General features: G+C 28.0%; 16 protein-coding genes. 7 read left to right on the forward strand and 9 right to left on the reverse strand.

The window, feature by feature from the left end; all coding sequences use genetic code 11:
- Window positions 1-154: 154 nt before the first annotated feature.
- The 6 genes from ABCM86_RS00005 to ABCM86_RS00030 all read right to left on the reverse strand — a co-directional run bounded on the left by ABCM86_RS00005 (window position 155) and on the right by ABCM86_RS00030 (window position 5,781).
- A complete protein-coding gene (locus tag ABCM86_RS00005; RefSeq protein WP_343003177.1) occupies window positions 155-1,126 on the reverse strand; it encodes an ABC transporter substrate-binding protein in 972 nt (323 codons plus the stop codon).
- 68 nt (window positions 1,127-1,194) lie between these two features.
- On the reverse strand, window positions 1,195-1,950 hold the full coding sequence (locus ABCM86_RS00010; protein ID WP_343003178.1) for an ATP-binding cassette domain-containing protein: 756 nt from the start codon (window positions 1,948-1,950) through the stop codon (window positions 1,195-1,197).
- On the reverse strand, window positions 1,947-2,885 hold the full coding sequence (locus tag ABCM86_RS00015; RefSeq protein WP_187114992.1) for an iron chelate uptake ABC transporter family permease subunit: 939 nt from the start codon (window positions 2,883-2,885) through the stop codon (window positions 1,947-1,949). Before ABCM86_RS00015 ends, ABCM86_RS00010 begins: the two co-directional genes overlap by 4 nt.
- A 61-nt stretch (window positions 2,886-2,946) precedes the next feature.
- Window positions 2,947-3,900 carry an ABC transporter permease gene (locus ABCM86_RS00020; protein WP_195931612.1) on the reverse strand — a complete coding sequence of 318 codons (954 nt, stop codon included), beginning with the start codon at window positions 3,898-3,900 and terminating at the stop codon, window positions 2,947-2,949.
- 269 nt (window positions 3,901-4,169) lie between these two features.
- Window positions 4,170-5,192: a branched-chain amino acid aminotransferase gene (locus ABCM86_RS00025; RefSeq protein WP_343003179.1), complete on the reverse strand. Its 1,023-nt coding sequence runs from the start codon at window positions 5,190-5,192 to the stop codon at window positions 4,170-4,172.
- Window positions 5,193-5,598: 406 nt separating this feature from the next.
- A complete protein-coding gene (locus tag ABCM86_RS00030; RefSeq protein ID WP_195931704.1) occupies window positions 5,599-5,781 on the reverse strand; it encodes a DUF1858 domain-containing protein in 183 nt (60 codons plus the stop codon).
- Between the two features lie 314 nt (window positions 5,782-6,095).
- Here ABCM86_RS00030 and ABCM86_RS00035 point away from each other — a divergent pair, with 314 nt between their 5' ends.
- Entirely contained in the window at window positions 6,096-6,737 is a 642-nt protein-coding gene (locus ABCM86_RS00035) for a Crp/Fnr family transcriptional regulator (protein WP_207743893.1), read from the forward strand.
- A 153-nt stretch (window positions 6,738-6,890) separates the two neighbouring features.
- Here the strand turns inward: ABCM86_RS00035 and hcp are convergent, their stop codons facing one another.
- The gene (gene hcp / locus ABCM86_RS00040) at window positions 6,891-8,612 is read right to left on the reverse strand and encodes a hydroxylamine reductase (protein ID WP_343003180.1); all 1,722 of its coding nucleotides are present in this window, start codon (window positions 8,610-8,612) and stop codon (window positions 6,891-6,893) included.
- A gap of 348 nt (window positions 8,613-8,960) precedes the next feature.
- On the opposite strand from hcp, the gene ABCM86_RS00045 reads away from it, so the two are divergent.
- Both ABCM86_RS00045 and ABCM86_RS00050 read left to right on the forward strand, forming a co-directional pair.
- Complete coding sequence (locus ABCM86_RS00045; RefSeq protein ID WP_343003181.1) at window positions 8,961-10,322, forward strand: dicarboxylate/amino acid:cation symporter; 1,362 nt, start codon at window positions 8,961-8,963, stop codon at window positions 10,320-10,322.
- A gap of 126 nt (window positions 10,323-10,448) precedes the next feature.
- Complete coding sequence (locus ABCM86_RS00050) at window positions 10,449-11,291, forward strand: SH3 domain-containing protein (RefSeq protein WP_195931604.1); 843 nt, start codon at window positions 10,449-10,451, stop codon at window positions 11,289-11,291.
- A 219-nt stretch (window positions 11,292-11,510) separates the two neighbouring features.
- Here the strand turns inward: ABCM86_RS00050 and ABCM86_RS00055 are convergent, their stop codons facing one another.
- The gene (locus ABCM86_RS00055) at window positions 11,511-12,575 is read right to left on the reverse strand and encodes a reductive dehalogenase domain-containing protein (RefSeq protein ID WP_343003182.1); all 1,065 of its coding nucleotides are present in this window, start codon (window positions 12,573-12,575) and stop codon (window positions 11,511-11,513) included.
- Between the two features lie 192 nt (window positions 12,576-12,767).
- Between ABCM86_RS00055 and ABCM86_RS00060 the strand changes: the two genes are divergently transcribed.
- From ABCM86_RS00060 to ABCM86_RS00075, 4 genes are all read left to right on the forward strand, one after another.
- Window positions 12,768-13,106 (forward strand): phage holin family protein, encoded by a 339-nt coding sequence (locus ABCM86_RS00060; RefSeq protein WP_195931606.1) that lies wholly within the window; start codon window positions 12,768-12,770, stop codon window positions 13,104-13,106.
- Between the two features lie 367 nt (window positions 13,107-13,473).
- Window positions 13,474-13,860: a CidA/LrgA family protein gene (locus ABCM86_RS00065; RefSeq protein WP_195931607.1), complete on the forward strand. Its 387-nt coding sequence runs from the start codon at window positions 13,474-13,476 to the stop codon at window positions 13,858-13,860.
- Window positions 13,861-13,883: 23 nt separating this feature from the next.
- A complete protein-coding gene (locus tag ABCM86_RS00070; RefSeq protein WP_343003183.1) occupies window positions 13,884-14,573 on the forward strand; it encodes an LrgB family protein in 690 nt (229 codons plus the stop codon).
- Window positions 14,574-14,775: 202 nt separating this feature from the next.
- Window positions 14,776-15,738, forward strand: coding sequence for a metallophosphoesterase (locus tag ABCM86_RS00075; RefSeq protein WP_343003184.1), 963 nt, complete (start codon window positions 14,776-14,778; stop codon window positions 15,736-15,738).
- A gap of 211 nt (window positions 15,739-15,949) precedes the next feature.
- Here ABCM86_RS00075 and ABCM86_RS00080 read toward each other — a convergent pair whose 3' ends face one another.
- A complete protein-coding gene (locus tag ABCM86_RS00080) occupies window positions 15,950-16,423 on the reverse strand; it encodes a S24/S26 family peptidase (protein ID WP_343003185.1) in 474 nt (157 codons plus the stop codon).
- Between the last annotated feature and the right edge of the window lie 27 nt (window positions 16,424-16,450).

A 16,450-nucleotide genomic window follows, 5' to 3' on the forward strand; every position in this document is an offset into this window, starting at 1 on the left:
TACTGTAACATGAACATAAACTTATGAGCTATTTTTTTATCCATTTTTAAGTGTTGCACTTAATATGATAATTCATCTTTAAAATAAAAAAACTTAGAGCACAGTATTTAAACTTTACCCTAAGTTTTTATTTTATTATTGAACTTATTTCTTATTATTTTATAGCATCTGCTATTTCATCTATCATTTGGTTAGTAGACTCGATTCCACCAGTCATTGTATACCATATAACAGAGTTTAAGTAAACTATATTTCCATTTTTAGCAACTTCTGTTTTGTTCATTACTTCATTGTCAAATAATTTAGATGCAGCTTCACCTTTACCAGTAACTGCTCCTCTATCTACAACAAATACATAATCTGATTTATTTTCTAAGAAATATTCAAATGATACTTGTTGTCCGTGAGTTGAATCGTCTATATTTTTGTCAGCTTCAGTAAATCCTAAACCATTATATATTAATCCATATCTTGATTTAGCAGAAAATGTGCTTATACTTCCTTCGTTAGCCATAACAACACTAGCAGTTAATCCTTTTTCTGTTACAGTTTTGTTTACTTTTGCTATTTTAGCTTCTATTTCATCTATAGCTTTTTTAGCTTCATCTTGTTTATCAAATAAGTTTCCTAAATCAGTAACTACAGTTTTGAATGAATTCATGTAATCTTGTCCATCTACTGCTAAGTTTACAGTTGGAGCTATTTCTTTGAAACTATCTATATCTTCTGCTTGTCTTCCACCTATTATTATTAAATCTGGATTTAAAGACTCAACTGCTTCAAAATCAGTTTCTTTTAAGCTTCCTACATTAGTGTATTTATCATCTGAGTAATTTGATAATATTTCTGGCATTTTTCCATTTTTAGGTAGTCCAACTACCGCATCAACACCTAAGTTTTTTAATATATCTGCTACACCATAATCAAATACTACAACTCTTTTTGGATTCTTTTTTAATTCTGATTTTTCGCCATTTGCATCTGTTATCTGAACAGTTGTTTGTTCAGCACTTTGTTCTTGCTGTGTTTGTTGATTTTGTGATCCTGAATTTAATTTAGTAAATCCAAACACTCCTAATCCTAATACTAAAATTCCACCTACTATGGCAGCTGCTTTTTTGTTCATTTTTATTCTCCCAATATATAATGACTTTTTTATTAAGTCATATATAACCTTTCTTTAATTTTTTATTTTTAATAATAAATACTTATTTTTTTACCATCTATATCTTTGACATCAAAGTCCATCTCGTATATATCTTCAAGTGTCTCTTTATTTATTATCTCATCAACTATTCCTTCTTTTGCAATCATACCGTTTTTTAAGCAGATTATATAATCAGAATAACAAGATGTGAAGTTAATATCATGCATAACTAAGATTATTGTTTTTCCAAGCTCATCACAAAGTTTTTTTAGGACTTTCATCATCTGAACTGAATTATTCATATCTAAGTTATTTAGAGGTTCATCTAAGAATATATATTCAGTGCCTTGAGCTATAACCATTGCAATATATGCTCTTTGTCTTTGCCCACCACTTAACTCATCTAGATATTTATCTTGAATATCAGTAAGTCTCATATACTCTATAGCTTCTTCTACATATTTAATATCTTCTGCTTGTAATTTTCCCTCGCAATATGGAAATCTACCAAAACTGACAAGTTCTCTAATTGTCAGTCTTATGTTTATGTTGTTAGATTGCTTTAATATCGCAATCTTTTTAGATAATTCTTTTTTATCCCAGCTATCTAGTTCTTTTCCTTCTATAAATACTTGACCACCATCTCTTTTCATAAGTCTAGTTATCATAGAAAATGCAGTACTCTTTCCGGCTCCATTTGGTCCGATTAAAGAAGTTATTTTTCCTTTTTGTATTTTAAGCGATACATTATGTACCACCATTTTATCTCCATAACTTTTGCTTAAATTTCTTACTTCTATCATATTCGACTCTCCTTGTAAAGTAGATACATAAAGTAAATACCGCCTATCATATTAATTACTACACTAACAGGTGTACTTAAATGTAAAATTCTCTCCATTAATACCTGACCAAATACTAATGTAAATATACTTACTAATATTGATACAGTTACTAAATAACTATGTTTATATGTTTTCATCATTTCTCTAGTTATATTTGCTACTAAAATTCCTAAGAATGTAAGAGGTCCTACTAAAGATGTTGAAATTGCTATAAGTATTGCTATTATCACAAATGATTTTTTCATTATTTTGTCATAGTCAACACCTAAGTTAATTGCTTGATCTTTACCTAAACTCATTACATCATAGTATTTTATATCATCCCAAACAAATGGAATCATAAGTAAAACTAATATTATAGATAAGAATAATATATCTACATTTACATTGTTAAAACTAGCAAATAATTTGTTTTGAAGAACTAAATATTCATTTGGATCAATTACCATTTGCATAAATGATGATAAACTTCTGAAAAATGTACCACAAATCATACCTATTAATAATACAAATATTATGTTTGCATTATCTTTTTTAAATATTAATTTGTATAGTAAAGATGTTCCTAAAATCATAAATACTAGGCAAATTAAAAAGTTTATTTTCTTATTTGATACAAATGCACTACTTGAACCAAAAGCAAATATTAACATAGTTTGTATTGCTACATATAGAGAATCTATACCCATTACATTTGGAGTTAAGATTCTGTTGTCCGTTATAGTTTGGAAGATTATTGTTGAAAATCCGATGCATCCACCTGTCAGAATTATTGCTATTAATCTAGGTATTCTTTTTGAAAGAGCATAATCCATACTCCCTTTGTTGATGCCCATAAATAAGAATAATAACGATGATGCTAATATCATTAGAGATAATACTATTATCGGCATATATAAATTTTGTTTTCTATCCACTTTTCCTATCTTTTTACCTATTTTATTTCTCTCCAGATTAGCTTGCATATGATTTCCTCCTTAAAACTAAATAAAGGAACATTCCACTACCTATTACACCAACTGTAAGACCTACAGAAAGTTCATAAGGGTAGACAAATACTCTTGCAAGAATATCACAGAATAAAACAAATATTGCCCCAAATAATGCAGTATCTAATATATTCTCGTGGACATTGTCTCCTTTGTATAGTGAAACTAAATTAGGTACTATTAACCCTATATAAGGGATTTCCCCAGCTATAATAACTACACAGACAGTTACTATAGATACTATTATAAGTCCAAGATTTACAATTTTATTGTAATCAAGGCCTAAGTTTGTTGCAAAATCTTCACCCATTCCAACAACTGTGAATTTGTGTGCATAGAAAAATGCAATTGCCATTAGTGGTATTGATAAATATAATAATTCATAATTTCCTTTTAAGATCATTGAAAAATTACCTTGTAACCATGAGTTAACATTTTGCATTATGTCAAATTCATAACCAATGTAAGTAGTTATTGAGCCAATTATATTACCAAACATAATACCTACAAGTGGAACGAATATCACACTCTTTACTTTTAAATTTTTTAAAAAAGTCATAAATAACATTGTTCCAGCTAGTGCAAAAACAAATGATATCATAGCTTTTTGCATAGTTGTTGCTCCTGGTACTAAAACCATTGCAATTACTATACCAAGTTTTGCTGAATCTATTGTTGCTCCTGTAGTTGGTGAAACAAATTTATTTTGACTTATTTGTTGCATTATTAAACCACATATACTCATAGCACTACCTGCTACAAGTGTGCTTATTAATCTCGGTATTCTACTAACCATCATAAGATGCATTGTCTCATCACGACCAGTAAATACATCTAATATATTTATGCTTTTAGCTCCTAATAACAAGGAGATTATACATAAAGTAATTAATATTAGCGTTAAATATTTTTTTTTCATGATTTTTATTTCTCCTAGCCCTTTTGTTATCTCATAATCATAAACACATGATAACGATTATCATTTTATATTTATATTATAATTCAATCAATATACTATTTCAATATTTTTTTTATCATTTTAATAATTTTTTAATTTTAATTAGATTTTTAAATTAATAAAGCTTTTAATTAAAAAAATTACAATTATACATACCTTTAAAATCTTCTATTTTTCTACAAAAAAAGTTGCACACTATATCAGCATGCAACTATATATTAAACCTTTTATTATTTTACTTTTACTATCCAACCTTCTGGAGCTTCTATATCACCAAATTGTATTCCATATAGTGTTTCATATAATTTAGTGATAACTGGTCCTGCTTCTTCTTTGCTGTGGAAAATATGTTCTTTTCCTTTATAGTATATTGAGCCTATTGGTGCAACAACTGCAGCAGTACCACAAGCACCTACTTCAGTAAATTTATCTATATCATCCATTAATATTTCACCTTCTATTGCTTCCATTCCTAAGTAATCTCTAGCAACTGTTAATAGTGAGTTTCTAGTTATACTTGGTAATATAGATGGTGAATCTGGTGTTATAAATTTATTGTCTTTAGTTATACCAAAGAAGTTTGCAGCTCCTGCTTCTTCTATTTTAGTATGAGTAGCTGGATCTAAATATATACAATCTGAATATCCTTCTTCATTAGCTAACTTATGTGGAAGCATACTTCCTGCATAGTTTCCTCCAACTTTAGCTGCCCCTGTTCCATATGGCGCTGCTCTATCGTATTTAGCAGTAGTCATTGAAACTGGTTTAAATCCGCCTTTAAAGTATGGTCCTACTGGTATTCCAAATACACAGAATAGATATTCTGGTGCTGGCCCAACACCTATATTATCTCCACATCCTATTACAAATGGTCTTATATAATAAGTAGCACCTGTGCCATATGGTGGTACATATTTTTCATTTGCTTTTACAACTTGTTTACAAGCATCTATAAATTTTTCTACTGGTATTTCTGGCATTAACAATCTTTCACAACTATCTTGAAGTCTTTTTGCATTCATATCAGGTCTAAATAATTGTATTTCCCCGTCTTTTGTTGAATACGCTTTTAAACCTTCAAAACATTCTTGCCCATAATGTAATGCTGTAGCCCCTATACTTATAGATATTCTATCCCCGTCTTGTATCTTACCTTCATCCCATTTACCATCTTTCCAATAAGATACATACATATTGTCTACATATTGATAACTAAATCCTAACTCGTCCCATTTTATATTCGCCTTTTGCATTAATATTTACCTCTTTCTTAAAAAACTTTTATTGCTATTTTTTGTATACAATATATAATAACAGATTATTCTATATTTTGCTATATTTTTAAAAAATTCTCAACATTTCTACAATATTATTATTTATCTAATTATATCTAAAATATATTTATAAAATTCACTTCGTTCATATCGCCAACGACTTTGTCCGTTGCTTAAAATTCACTGCGTTCATGGCGCCAACGACTTCGTACGTTGCTTAAAATTCACTTCGTTTATAGTTCCAATGACTTTGTCTTCTCTTTAGATAATAAGTTATAAATTTAAATTATCCACAAACTAGATAATGTATAATTTCCTTAGAATTAAAAAAAGCCAGTGTCAAATCCACTGGCTTAAATATTACTTATTTAATTGATATCAAATATTATTTATTTAATTTTGCTAATATATCTTCTACTTCTTGTCCGTGTACTTCACAAGCTTGTTCTAAAGTTTCGAATTGTGCAGATGGGCATCCTAAGCATCCCATTCCCATATCCATTAAAACTTGTGCAGCTTCTGGTTTAACTCTTAATATTTCTCCTATTGTCATATCTTTTGTTATCATATATTCTTCCTCCTGTATTTTATACCTATTATTTAATGATATATTGTTATTATGTAAACACTCTGTCCTAATGTTTCAAACATAGTATTTACAATTATAGGGTATTTTATAACAAATATCCATCATTTTTTTATAAATTTAGCAAATACTGAAATTATAATTATCTATTTATTTTTCTTTATAGATTTCTTCAATATTTTATTATCAAAATAAATATCCCCTATTAACTATAAAAAATAATTGATTAACTGTATATTTAAGTGATATGATTGTTTATTATAATTTACAAATAGATATTAAAGGTGGTAATAAACATGTTTTCTAGTATGACTAAAGAAGAAATTTTAAATTTCTTTAAAGATACATATTATCAAGTCAAAAGCTTCTCTTTAAATGATATTATTGCACTTGAAGGAGAAGAATGTGTGGCCATTGGTATTATACTTAGTGGCTCTGTCGACGTTAAACGTATGTTGAGCAATAAAATAATACAGATGACTTCTTTTGGTCCTGGTCATTTATTTGGAGAAGTTATTATATTCTCTGATGTAAATAAATATCCAGCAACTGTAATTTCTTCATCTAAGTCAGAAGTTCTCTTTATATCTAGAGAAAACTTCAAGCAATTTACTTATACACATCCCGATTTTTTAGAGATGTTTTTAAGAGATTTAAGCAATAAAATTTTAACTTTAAATAAATCTATTGAGCGATTATCATACAACAGTATCCGTCAAAAGATCAGCAACTATATATTAGATGAGTATAAAAAACAAAATAGCCATCTTATAAATATAAATATGACTAAACAAAAGCTCGCTGAAACTTTAGGAATACCTAGACCTTCTCTATCTAGAGAACTTATAAATATGAAAGATATCGGTATTATAGATTATTATAAAGATACTATAAAAATCCTAGATTTAGATTCATTATTTAAAATTTTATCTGAATAATATATCTTTATTTTAAGCAAAGCTCCATCTAGATATTTATATCGAAATGGAGCTTTGATAATGTTTATATAATTATATTAATATTCTATTTTATTATAATTATTTATCAATTAATGGGGTGTATTTTGTTTTGTTTTATTTCAGGAAATATTCTTATTCCATGAACATTTTTATATCGTCTTCTACGTTAGTTATTCCACCAATTCCGAAGTTTTCAACTAATACTTTGGCTACGTTTGGTGATAAGAACGCTGGTAGAGTTGGTCCTAGGTGTATGTTTTTAACTCCTAAGTATAATAATGATAATAATACTATTACAGCTTTTTGTTCGTACCAAGCTATATTGAATGCTATTGGTAAATCATTTATATCTTCAAGCTCGAATACTTCTTTTAATTTTAAAGCTATTAATGCTAATGAGTAAGAGTCATTACATTGTCCAGCATCTAAAACTCTTGGTATTCCACCTATATCACCTAAGTTTAATTTATTATATTTGTATTTTGCACATCCTGCAGTAAGTATTACTGTATCTTTTGGTAATGCTTGTGCAAATTCTGTGTAGTAGTTTCTTGATTTAGCTCTACCGTCACATCCTGCCATTACGAAGAATTTCTTGATAGCTCCTGATTTAACTGCATCTACTACAGCATCAGCTAATGCGAATACTTGATTGTGAGCAAATCCACCAACTATTTCTCCAGTTTCTATTTCTGTTGGAGGTTGACAAGTTTTTGCTAATTCTATTATTTCTGAGAAATCTTTATCACTTTCACTGTTTCCAGCTATATGTTTACATCCTGCAAATCCAGCAGCTCCAGTTGTGAATAATCTATCTTTGTAGCTAGCTTTTGGTGGTACTATACAGTTTGTAGTCATTAATATTGGACCATTGAATGATTCAAATTCTTCTTTTTGTTTCCACCATGCATTTCCGTAGTTTCCTGCAAAGTGAGAGTATTTTTTGAATGCTGGGTAGTAGTGTGCTGGTAACATTTCTGAATGTGTATAAACATCTACTCCAGTTCCCTCAGTTTGTTTTAATAATAATTCTAAGTCTTTTAAGTCATGTCCTGATATAAGTATACCTGGGTTGTTTCTAACACCTATGTTTACTTTTGTCATTTCTGGATGTCCGTAAGTTCCTGTGTTAGCTGAGTCTAATAGAGCCATAGCATCAACACCAACTTTACCAGTCTCTAATGCTAAAGCTACTAAATCATCTGCACCTAAGTTATCGTTCATTAATTTAGTTAAAGTTGCTTGCATAAAAGCATCTATTTCTTCATTTTGATATCCTAAAGCATTAGCATGTTTCATATATGCTGACATACCTTTTATTCCGTAAGTTATTAATTCTCTTAAACTTCTTATATCTTCATCTTTAGTAGCTAGTACACCTACTGATGGAGCTTTTTCATCTAATATTTTATTTATATCTACTGCTTCTTCTTTATTTTTTGAGAATGAATTTTTTATTCTTTCTAAGAATGAAACTTTTTGATCCATTTCTGCTTCAGTTGTAGCATTCCATAATGCTGCTTCTGATAAGTTTTCTTTATTATTTAACTCTGCTAATAAAGCTTCTTTTGTTGCTAAAGTTTCTTTTATTCTTGCATAGAATATTGCATCATCAAAGTTTGCATTAGTTATAGTTGTAAATAAGTTTATAGTTATTAAATGGTTTACTGATGTATCTACAGTTTTACCTTCTTCTCTTAATCTAGTTGTTACTTCTGATAATCCTTTAGTTGTATAAATTAATAAATCTTGTAATCTTGCTAATTCTGGTGATTTACCACAAACCCCAAATTTAGTACATCCTGTACATCCTGCTGTCTCTTGACATTGATAACAAAACATTTTATTTTCCATTTTGTATTCCTCCGGTTTTAATATTTATCTATATATTTTAGTAAGATTTAATTCAGTGTCTCTCATCTCGTATCTTATGCTCTTATTATATATTTAAAATTAAATACAATCGGTAACATATGTTACATATATAAATTTTTTTAGAAATTTAATTATTATTTTAAGTTTTATAAAAGATTGTTAAATTTATTTCACACTCTCTTATTTTTTATTTATAATTCTTTTTTCTTATGAAATATATCTATCAATTTAAGTAGCAAAAATTATTAGACTTATGTTAAAATATTAACTATCATATTATATATAATAAATAATAAACATATTAAATTATTTAAAGGGGGATTTAACATGACTTCTGAAGCTTTAACAAGCAAGCAAAACCAGGAGGTTAATACATTAGCTAGAAAAATGGCAATAGCACTTGTTGCCGGATTATTAGTAGGGGGATTACTATTATTTCTAAGGGAGAGTTTAATAAATAATGGACACCAAAATACATGGGATGTTATAAATAGCTTATTTTTTCAAGATATAAGTACAGAAGAGGGGCAAAATTCAATAGGTTTATTTTATATAATCGGTCAATTATTTATAAACTGTCTTCAACTAATAATAGTGCCAATGATTTTTTGTTCCATAGCACTTGCTATGTGTGAAATCAGTGACACAAAAAAACTAGGTCGTATTTCTGGTAAAACATTATTAGGATTTTTGACAACATCATTTATTGCATTGGCAGTTGCAATTATATGTGGGTTTATTACTTATCATTTAGGATTTTTTAATGTCTCAATATCAGGCTCAGGCACAGCAGAAGTCGCTTCTACTACAAATCCTCTGATGGTTATACTTGATGCAGTCCCAAATAATATAGGTACTGTAATGACTACAAATAGTAGAGTTTTATCAATAGTATTTTTAGGAGTAGTTGTTGGTCTTTGTATAAACCAACTAGGAGACAAAATTTTAGTCCTAAAAAATATACTTACGGATATTAATAATATAATAATTACATTTTTAAATTTTGTAATATTTAAATTTGGTCCAGTTGCTGTATTCGTTTTAATAACAAGAACATTCGCAGTATACGGTGTTGAACATCTTAAACCTGCCTTTGCTTATCTTGCAACAGTTACAATAGCAGCTACAATCTGTTTAATATTCTCATATCCACTATTTATTTATTTTAACACTAAATTAAATCCAATTACTTTTATGAAAAAGATGGGTAAGGTTGCCCTTTTAGCTGTATCTGCTGCATCTTCAGCTGCTGCCTTATCATTAAACTTAAAAACTTCAGAAGAAGAACTTGGAATTAGTGAAGATGTTGCATCATTTGTCCTTCCTCTAGGTATGACAATTAATATGAACGGTACTGCTATAATGCAAGTAGTTGGTTCAATATTTATCGCCGCAAGTTCAGGATATGAGGTAACACTTCCAAATATGCTAGTAATTGCAGCACTTGCTCTTATGGCATCAATCGGTACACCATCTGCACCGGGTTCATCAATGATCGTATTATTTACTGTAATATCTGGTATGGGATATACTAACGATGCTACACTTATCGCATATGCGTTAATAATAGCGATAAATAGACCAATGGATATGTATACAACAGCTCTTAATGTTATTGGAGATGCTGCAACAGCTTTAGTTGTTTCTCACTCTGAAAACACTTTAAATAAAGATATTTATAATTCATAAAAATAATAATTACATATATAAAAGACAGCTTGTTTGAATTGACAAGCTGTTTCTTTTTCATAATTAAATCCATATATTCATATAAATATATTAAAATTAAACAAATTTTAATATAAGGAGGATATTATGAGAATTTATAACAGGCAATCAGATGAAAATTATAAATATGCATTAAAAAATATAAATCTAAGAAAAAGTAAATCCACATCAGGTGATATAATTACCGTCATACCAGCCGGTTCTAAAATCAGTATTATTGATGCAGCTGAAGATTGGTATAAAGTCAGCTATGACAACCAAATAGGTTATGTATATAATGGTAATCTCTCCACTACTAAATATACTTGGACAGATGTTTTACTGAGATCATTGCCTTCTTCTGAATCTAATTCACTTGGAGTTGTCCCAACTAAATCAAGAGTTCAAGTTTTAAAATCAACTGGTGATTGGGATAATGTTATTTATAATGACCAAGAAGGATACATATTTAATTACTTCTTATCAGATGATGGAAATCCACCAGGTAGCTATGACTTTGAGTATTTTAATACAGATATGACTCAATTTGTAAACGATAATAATATCAAAAGTCCTACCGATAACTTAATAACTACAAATTTACAAAATAAATTAACTTATATTTTTCAAAAAACAGTTGATAATAAATGGGATTTACTTTATAAATGGTCTTGTTCAATAGGAAAACCTGAAACGCCTACCATAAAAGGTACATTTTATATATCTGGTCGAAAACCTTACTTTGGCTCCGATTCATATCGTGTAAAATACGCTACTCGAATAAAAGGTGGGTATTATTATCATTCAGTTTTATTTAATCCTCAAGGAACAGAAATTATAAATGATACTTTAGGAGAAGCTATAACTCATGGATGTATCCGACTAGCTGTTGATAATGCTCATTGGATTTATACTAATATATTAGATACTACAACAGTTGTAATTAACTAAAGGTTGTCGCCAACGACTTCGTCCGTTGCTTAAAGGTTACTGCCCACAAATTATAGATTCCGTTGCTAAAAAATTAATTACCAATGAATTATAGATATGTTTTTAGGATTTACTTTCCTTAAATAGGGATTTGTAATTTTATTTTACAAATCCCTATTTAATATTTATTCTATCTAATTTATTTTGTAATCTTTATTATATTTTATGATTTTATAATTCTTATCTAAGCCATGCTGGATTTCCCGGCACAAATACTCTTTGTCCAAATTTCTTTTTATATTCTTTTAATGCTTCTTTTATAAGTTCTTCGTTTCCTTTAAAAGTATCTGCATTTTTTATTGTCTCTAAGTTTTGGCTAAATGGACATGCAGATAAACACATACCACAGTCCGTTCCTAGATATCTCCACTTTACATAGCAAGTTTCTTTATCTACTTTCCAATTATAATTTCCTAATTCATCAAACTTAGGTCCTACTTCTAAAGAATGTGATGGACAGTTATGTGCACATTTTTTACATAGATTACAAAAATCCTCTAGGCCAAAGTCTTTATATTCATCTACTTCAAGCGGTAAATCTGTTGTTACTACGCCCAATTTTAATCTTGAACCATAATCTTTATTTGTAAGTACAGAATTTCTTCCTATATCGCCTAATCCTGCATCTTTCGCTACGAGCACTGGAGTTACTAAATAATTTTTATCCATATGATTTCTCGCATCATATCCCAAACTTCTTATATAATAAGATAAAACCATTCCTATAATAGATGCATCCACATAAGATTTTGTAGTTTCAATCACTTCACATATCATAGGTGCTCTATTTATCATCTCTTTATCTAATTCACATCCAAAAACAATAGCGTATTTATGATTTAGTTTTACTTCTTTTCCATAATCACTTTCTATTCTCCCTCTATGTGTGTATATATGATAATCTTTTAATTCTGTAATTCCAACTACACAAGCACCATAATGTTTAGCAAATCCCTTTATTCTCTTTGTCATAGTTTTAGGATTTACCTCAACTTTCTCATCCGCTACTTCCCCTTCACATAACGGCAATATATCTGCTAAAAATTTAAATGCACTTGAGCCCATTGGCGAATTTACTTCATTATAAGTCATAGTTCCCTCTTGGCATAAATCTGGTCTATGACGTAAACTATCGTCTATATCCTTTTTTTCTGGGAATCTCTTATAATAATCTTCATACGCTTGACTTCCTGGTGTATAATGTGCTCTAGCAAACATCGTATCTCTTTCATCTGATCTATTCAATTTTAACCCCTCCCTACAATAAAATCTTTTTTTAAGCATTTTAAAAATATCGATTTTATTAAATAAATATATTATCTATTTGTATTTTTATGTCTAAAATTAGTATAGCACATTTAAAAAGTAATTAATAAATTTTAGATTTTAGTAGTATAATATTTATAAGGAAACTAAATGCTTAAGGGAGGTTTTATTATGAAACGAATTTCTTTATTTATTGTAATTAATGCTATATCTCTTTACATAGTGTCACTTTTAATGGACAGTGTGTATATTGGCTCTTTGACATCATTAATAACATTGACTTTAATATTTGGATGCCTAAATGTATTTATTAAACCTTTAATTCAGTTTTTCTCTCTTCCAATGACAATTTTAACATTGGGTTTATTTTCATTTGTAATAAATGGGATAGTATTAAAATTAGCTTTTAGCATTGTTCCAGGCACACATATAAGTGGATTTTTTAACGCAATACTTGCAGCAATTTTATTGACTATTGTCAATACTATTTTCTACAATGTATTTGATTGATAAATAGAAAATAACTAATAATAGATACCTATATATAAATTATCAAGAATATGATTTTGTATTTAAATTTCAAAATCATATTTTTTTGCACAAAAATATCTTTTTATTTTATTCATATCCAAACAATGTTAACATTTTCCCATTTCATATGCACTTTAATTTTAATTTTGAATAATCAACTATTATTATAAATTATCCATTATATATCTATTGTATTAAATTTATCCACTATATCAGTACTATAGATTTTTCAATTTTGATAATATATAATAATATGTATCAGGATATCAATCTAAATTTTCCAATTTTAGTTTTAATCTTGAAATCTTTTATATTCTATTTTTGGTAAAAATATGGAGGTTTTAAAATGAAGATTTTTAATCAAATCGGAATTCTCCTTGGAGTCTGGGCAGCAGGAGAAGTTGTAAGTCAATTTATAAAAAATATTATAAACATTCCTGGATCTATATTAGGTATGATAATACTATTTTTACTGCTTCAATTTAAAATTATTAGCGAAGAAAAAATCAAAGATGTCGCTGATTTCTTATTAGGAAATATGGGTATATTCTTTATACCAGCAGGTGTATCTTTAATTCAATCTTTAGGTTTAATAAAAGAAAATGCTATTTTACTTTTATCATGTATAATACTTATAAATATCGCAGTTATGATAGGTAGCGGAATAAGCGTTGAATTTATGATAAAACTAAAAGAGAAAAAACAAGCAAAATCGCAGCAAGAAATTGCTTAATATTTATTAAAGAAGGCGGAGAAATGGAACAAATATTAAATACACAATTATTTGGATTACTTACAATTATAATTTTCTATAATATAGGATTATTTATTCAAAAAAAAGCTAGAAATCCTATATGCAATGGTCTTTTAATAGCAATAATACTTATAATATTATTTTTAAAGGGTACAAACATACCTTATGAAAATTTCAAAATAGGTGCAGATACAATCAACTTTTTACTTGGTCCTGTTACAATAGTTTTAGCAGTGCCATTATATAGACAACTTCACCTATTTAAAAAATATATGAAAGAAATATTAGTAGGAATACTTACTGGAGTATTTATATCTTTTATATCTGTAGTTTTAATTTGTAAAGTTGCAGATGCAAACCCAGAGATATTATATTCAATACTACCAAAATCAATAACTACACCAATGGGTATATCTCTTAGTAATATATTAGGTGGTATTCAATCCATAACTGTTGTTTGTATAATCCTTACTGGTATTTTAGGATATATAATGGGAGAAACAGTACTTAAAATAGGTAGAATTAAACATCCTATAGCAAAAGGGGTCGCTCTTGGTATTGCTGCTCATGCAGTTGGAACAAGTAAAGCCTTAGAACTTGGCGAAATTGAAGGAGCTATGAGTAGTTTATCAATTGGTATAGGTGGATGTTTAACAGTTATATTAGTGCCTATTTTAGCTAATTTTATATAATTTAATAGAGTTTTTTAAGAGCTAAGAAATTTATCTTGGCTCTTTTTTATTTGTAAATATATCTTTGAATTTTTATTTTTTATTTAATTCTTTGTAAGTATTTTTTAATAAAATTAAAATATTCTATATGTTATAATAAGTACTGAGATTTAATTTCCTAAATTTGTGAAATACAAATAAATTTAAAATCTAAGGGGTATTTATGAAAACTATTAAACAATATAAAAAACATACAAGTATTTTGCTAGTAACAATTTTAATTTCTATAACAGGATATACTGCATATTTTATCAATAAAAATATAAATATAAATCAATCTTTCATAGTAGATAAAAAGGATTTGTATTTTTCTAAATTGCCGTCAAATTTCCAAGACTATAAAATCCTACAGATAACCGATTTACACTCTATGGAATTTGATAAAGATAATAAAACTTTAATATATACTATAGATAAATTGTCACCAGATGTTATCTTTGTGACAGGCGATATGTTTTCTTCTTCAGAATTAAAAAAAGAAGATAATACATACAATCGAGATTTTGATGAGGAAAGTTTGCCAGGTTTTCAACTTCTAAAAAATCTTTCACAAAAATATGAAATCATCTACTCTACTGGAAATCATGAAGAAGGTATTGATTCTATCTTCAACGGTAAGGATTGGAGCCTGAGAAATAGATATAAAGATAATGCTTACAATAGATATATCAACAAATTATCTAATTTAGGCGTTAAATTTGTCGATAATACTTATACTACAATACAAAGGGGAAACCAATCAATAAATGTATATGGAATATATTATTACTTTTTAGATGAATATGCTAAAGGCAATATACTTAAAGGTGATAAAGACTTAGACTTTTTAAATACAGTAGATAAAAATAAGTTTAATATATTACTTAGCCATAATCCAACTGGAGCACAAACCCTAAAAGACTACGAATTTGATTTAGTTTTTTCTGGTCATGTTCATGGAGGAATAATAAGATTCTTCAATAAAGGTCTTTTGGACCCTGCAAGAAAGTTTTTCCCAAAATACAATAAAGGGCTTTATGAAGTTGGAAATACTCAACTATTTGTGAGCACTGGGCTAGGCAATACTAAATTTATGAGGATAAATAATAGCCCTGAGCTTAATTTAATCACGTTAAAATCTAAATAAAATTAAACAATCAGAAGGTTATACTGTTGAGCAATTCGGCAGAGGTTTTCAATTACAAAAAGGTAATGAAAGTAAACTATTAATATCCGAAGGTTTTATGGGGATGTACGAAATATTTAGCGAATAAAAAGATGGCATTATATGCCATCTTTTTATTGTTTAAATAGTATTAAATTTCAACATTGTATTAAAACATAGTCATTATTTAAAATTAATCACATCTCTTTTTTATAATCTTTTTAATTAAGTTTCTACTTTTAAAAATTAGTGGTCTAATAGGTTTTAATAATACCCATAACCTCATATATATTTTATATTTTTTATTATCGCATGAAATTAATTTTTCGTCTCTATAAAAAGATTCCACTACTCCAATTACTTGATCAAATCTAACTACTTCTGTCCACTGTTGTGCATCTCCATTCATTATAAAACAATCATTATCTATTATTTTTCTTATTCTATGGAGTACGTGTTTTCCTGAATCTCTTTTTATAAAAACTATCTCATTTTTTAGTGGCTTTCTCTTTTGTGGACTTACTAATACTACACTATCTTTTAAGTGTCTCAATGTCGGATTCATGCTATAACCTGTTACTCTGAGTTTACAGCTACCTCCACTTTTTATAACCTCTTCCATTATAGGAACTATATCTTTTTCATTATATGAAGTATTTTTATTCATAAAACATTTCCCTTTAATCCTTATAAT

Origin of the sequence: Clostridium sp. 2218st1_F5_2218SCRN_220325 (assembly GCF_039062665.1) — a bacterium.
Taxonomy (GTDB): Bacteria; Bacillota; Clostridia; order Peptostreptococcales; family Peptostreptococcaceae; genus Intestinibacter.

Coding starts and splice junctions, on each gene's coding strand:
- ABCM86_RS00065 (WP_195931607.1), top strand. CDS start 13,474: ATGAAGATTTTTAATCAAATCGGAATTCTCCTTGGAGTCTGGGCAGCA.
- ABCM86_RS00075 (WP_343003184.1), top strand. CDS start 14,776: ATGAAAACTATTAAACAATATAAAAAACATACAAGTATTTTGCTAGTA.
- ABCM86_RS00010 (WP_343003178.1), bottom strand. CDS start 1,950: ATGATAGAAGTAAGAAATTTAAGCAAAAGTTATGGAGATAAAATGGTG.
- ABCM86_RS00050 (WP_195931604.1), top strand. CDS start 10,449: ATGAGAATTTATAACAGGCAATCAGATGAAAATTATAAATATGCATTA.
- ABCM86_RS00005 (WP_343003177.1), bottom strand. CDS start 1,126: ATGAACAAAAAAGCAGCTGCCATAGTAGGTGGAATTTTAGTATTAGGA.
- ABCM86_RS00080 (WP_343003185.1), bottom strand. CDS start 16,423: ATGAATAAAAATACTTCATATAATGAAAAAGATATAGTTCCTATAATG.
- ABCM86_RS00015 (WP_187114992.1), bottom strand. CDS start 2,885: ATGCCGATAATAGTATTATCTCTAATGATATTAGCATCATCGTTATTA.
- ABCM86_RS00060 (WP_195931606.1), top strand. CDS start 12,768: ATGAAACGAATTTCTTTATTTATTGTAATTAATGCTATATCTCTTTAC.
- hcp (WP_343003180.1), bottom strand. CDS start 8,612: ATGGAAAATAAAATGTTTTGTTATCAATGTCAAGAGACAGCAGGATGT.
- ABCM86_RS00020 (WP_195931612.1), bottom strand. CDS start 3,900: ATGAAAAAAAAATATTTAACGCTAATATTAATTACTTTATGTATAATC.
- ABCM86_RS00025 (WP_343003179.1), bottom strand. CDS start 5,192: ATGCAAAAGGCGAATATAAAATGGGACGAGTTAGGATTTAGTTATCAA.
- ABCM86_RS00070 (WP_343003183.1), top strand. CDS start 13,884: ATGGAACAAATATTAAATACACAATTATTTGGATTACTTACAATTATA.
- ABCM86_RS00030 (WP_195931704.1), bottom strand. CDS start 5,781: ATGATAACAAAAGATATGACAATAGGAGAAATATTAAGAGTTAAACCA.
- ABCM86_RS00035 (WP_207743893.1), top strand. CDS start 6,096: ATGTTTTCTAGTATGACTAAAGAAGAAATTTTAAATTTCTTTAAAGAT.
- ABCM86_RS00045 (WP_343003181.1), top strand. CDS start 8,961: ATGACTTCTGAAGCTTTAACAAGCAAGCAAAACCAGGAGGTTAATACA.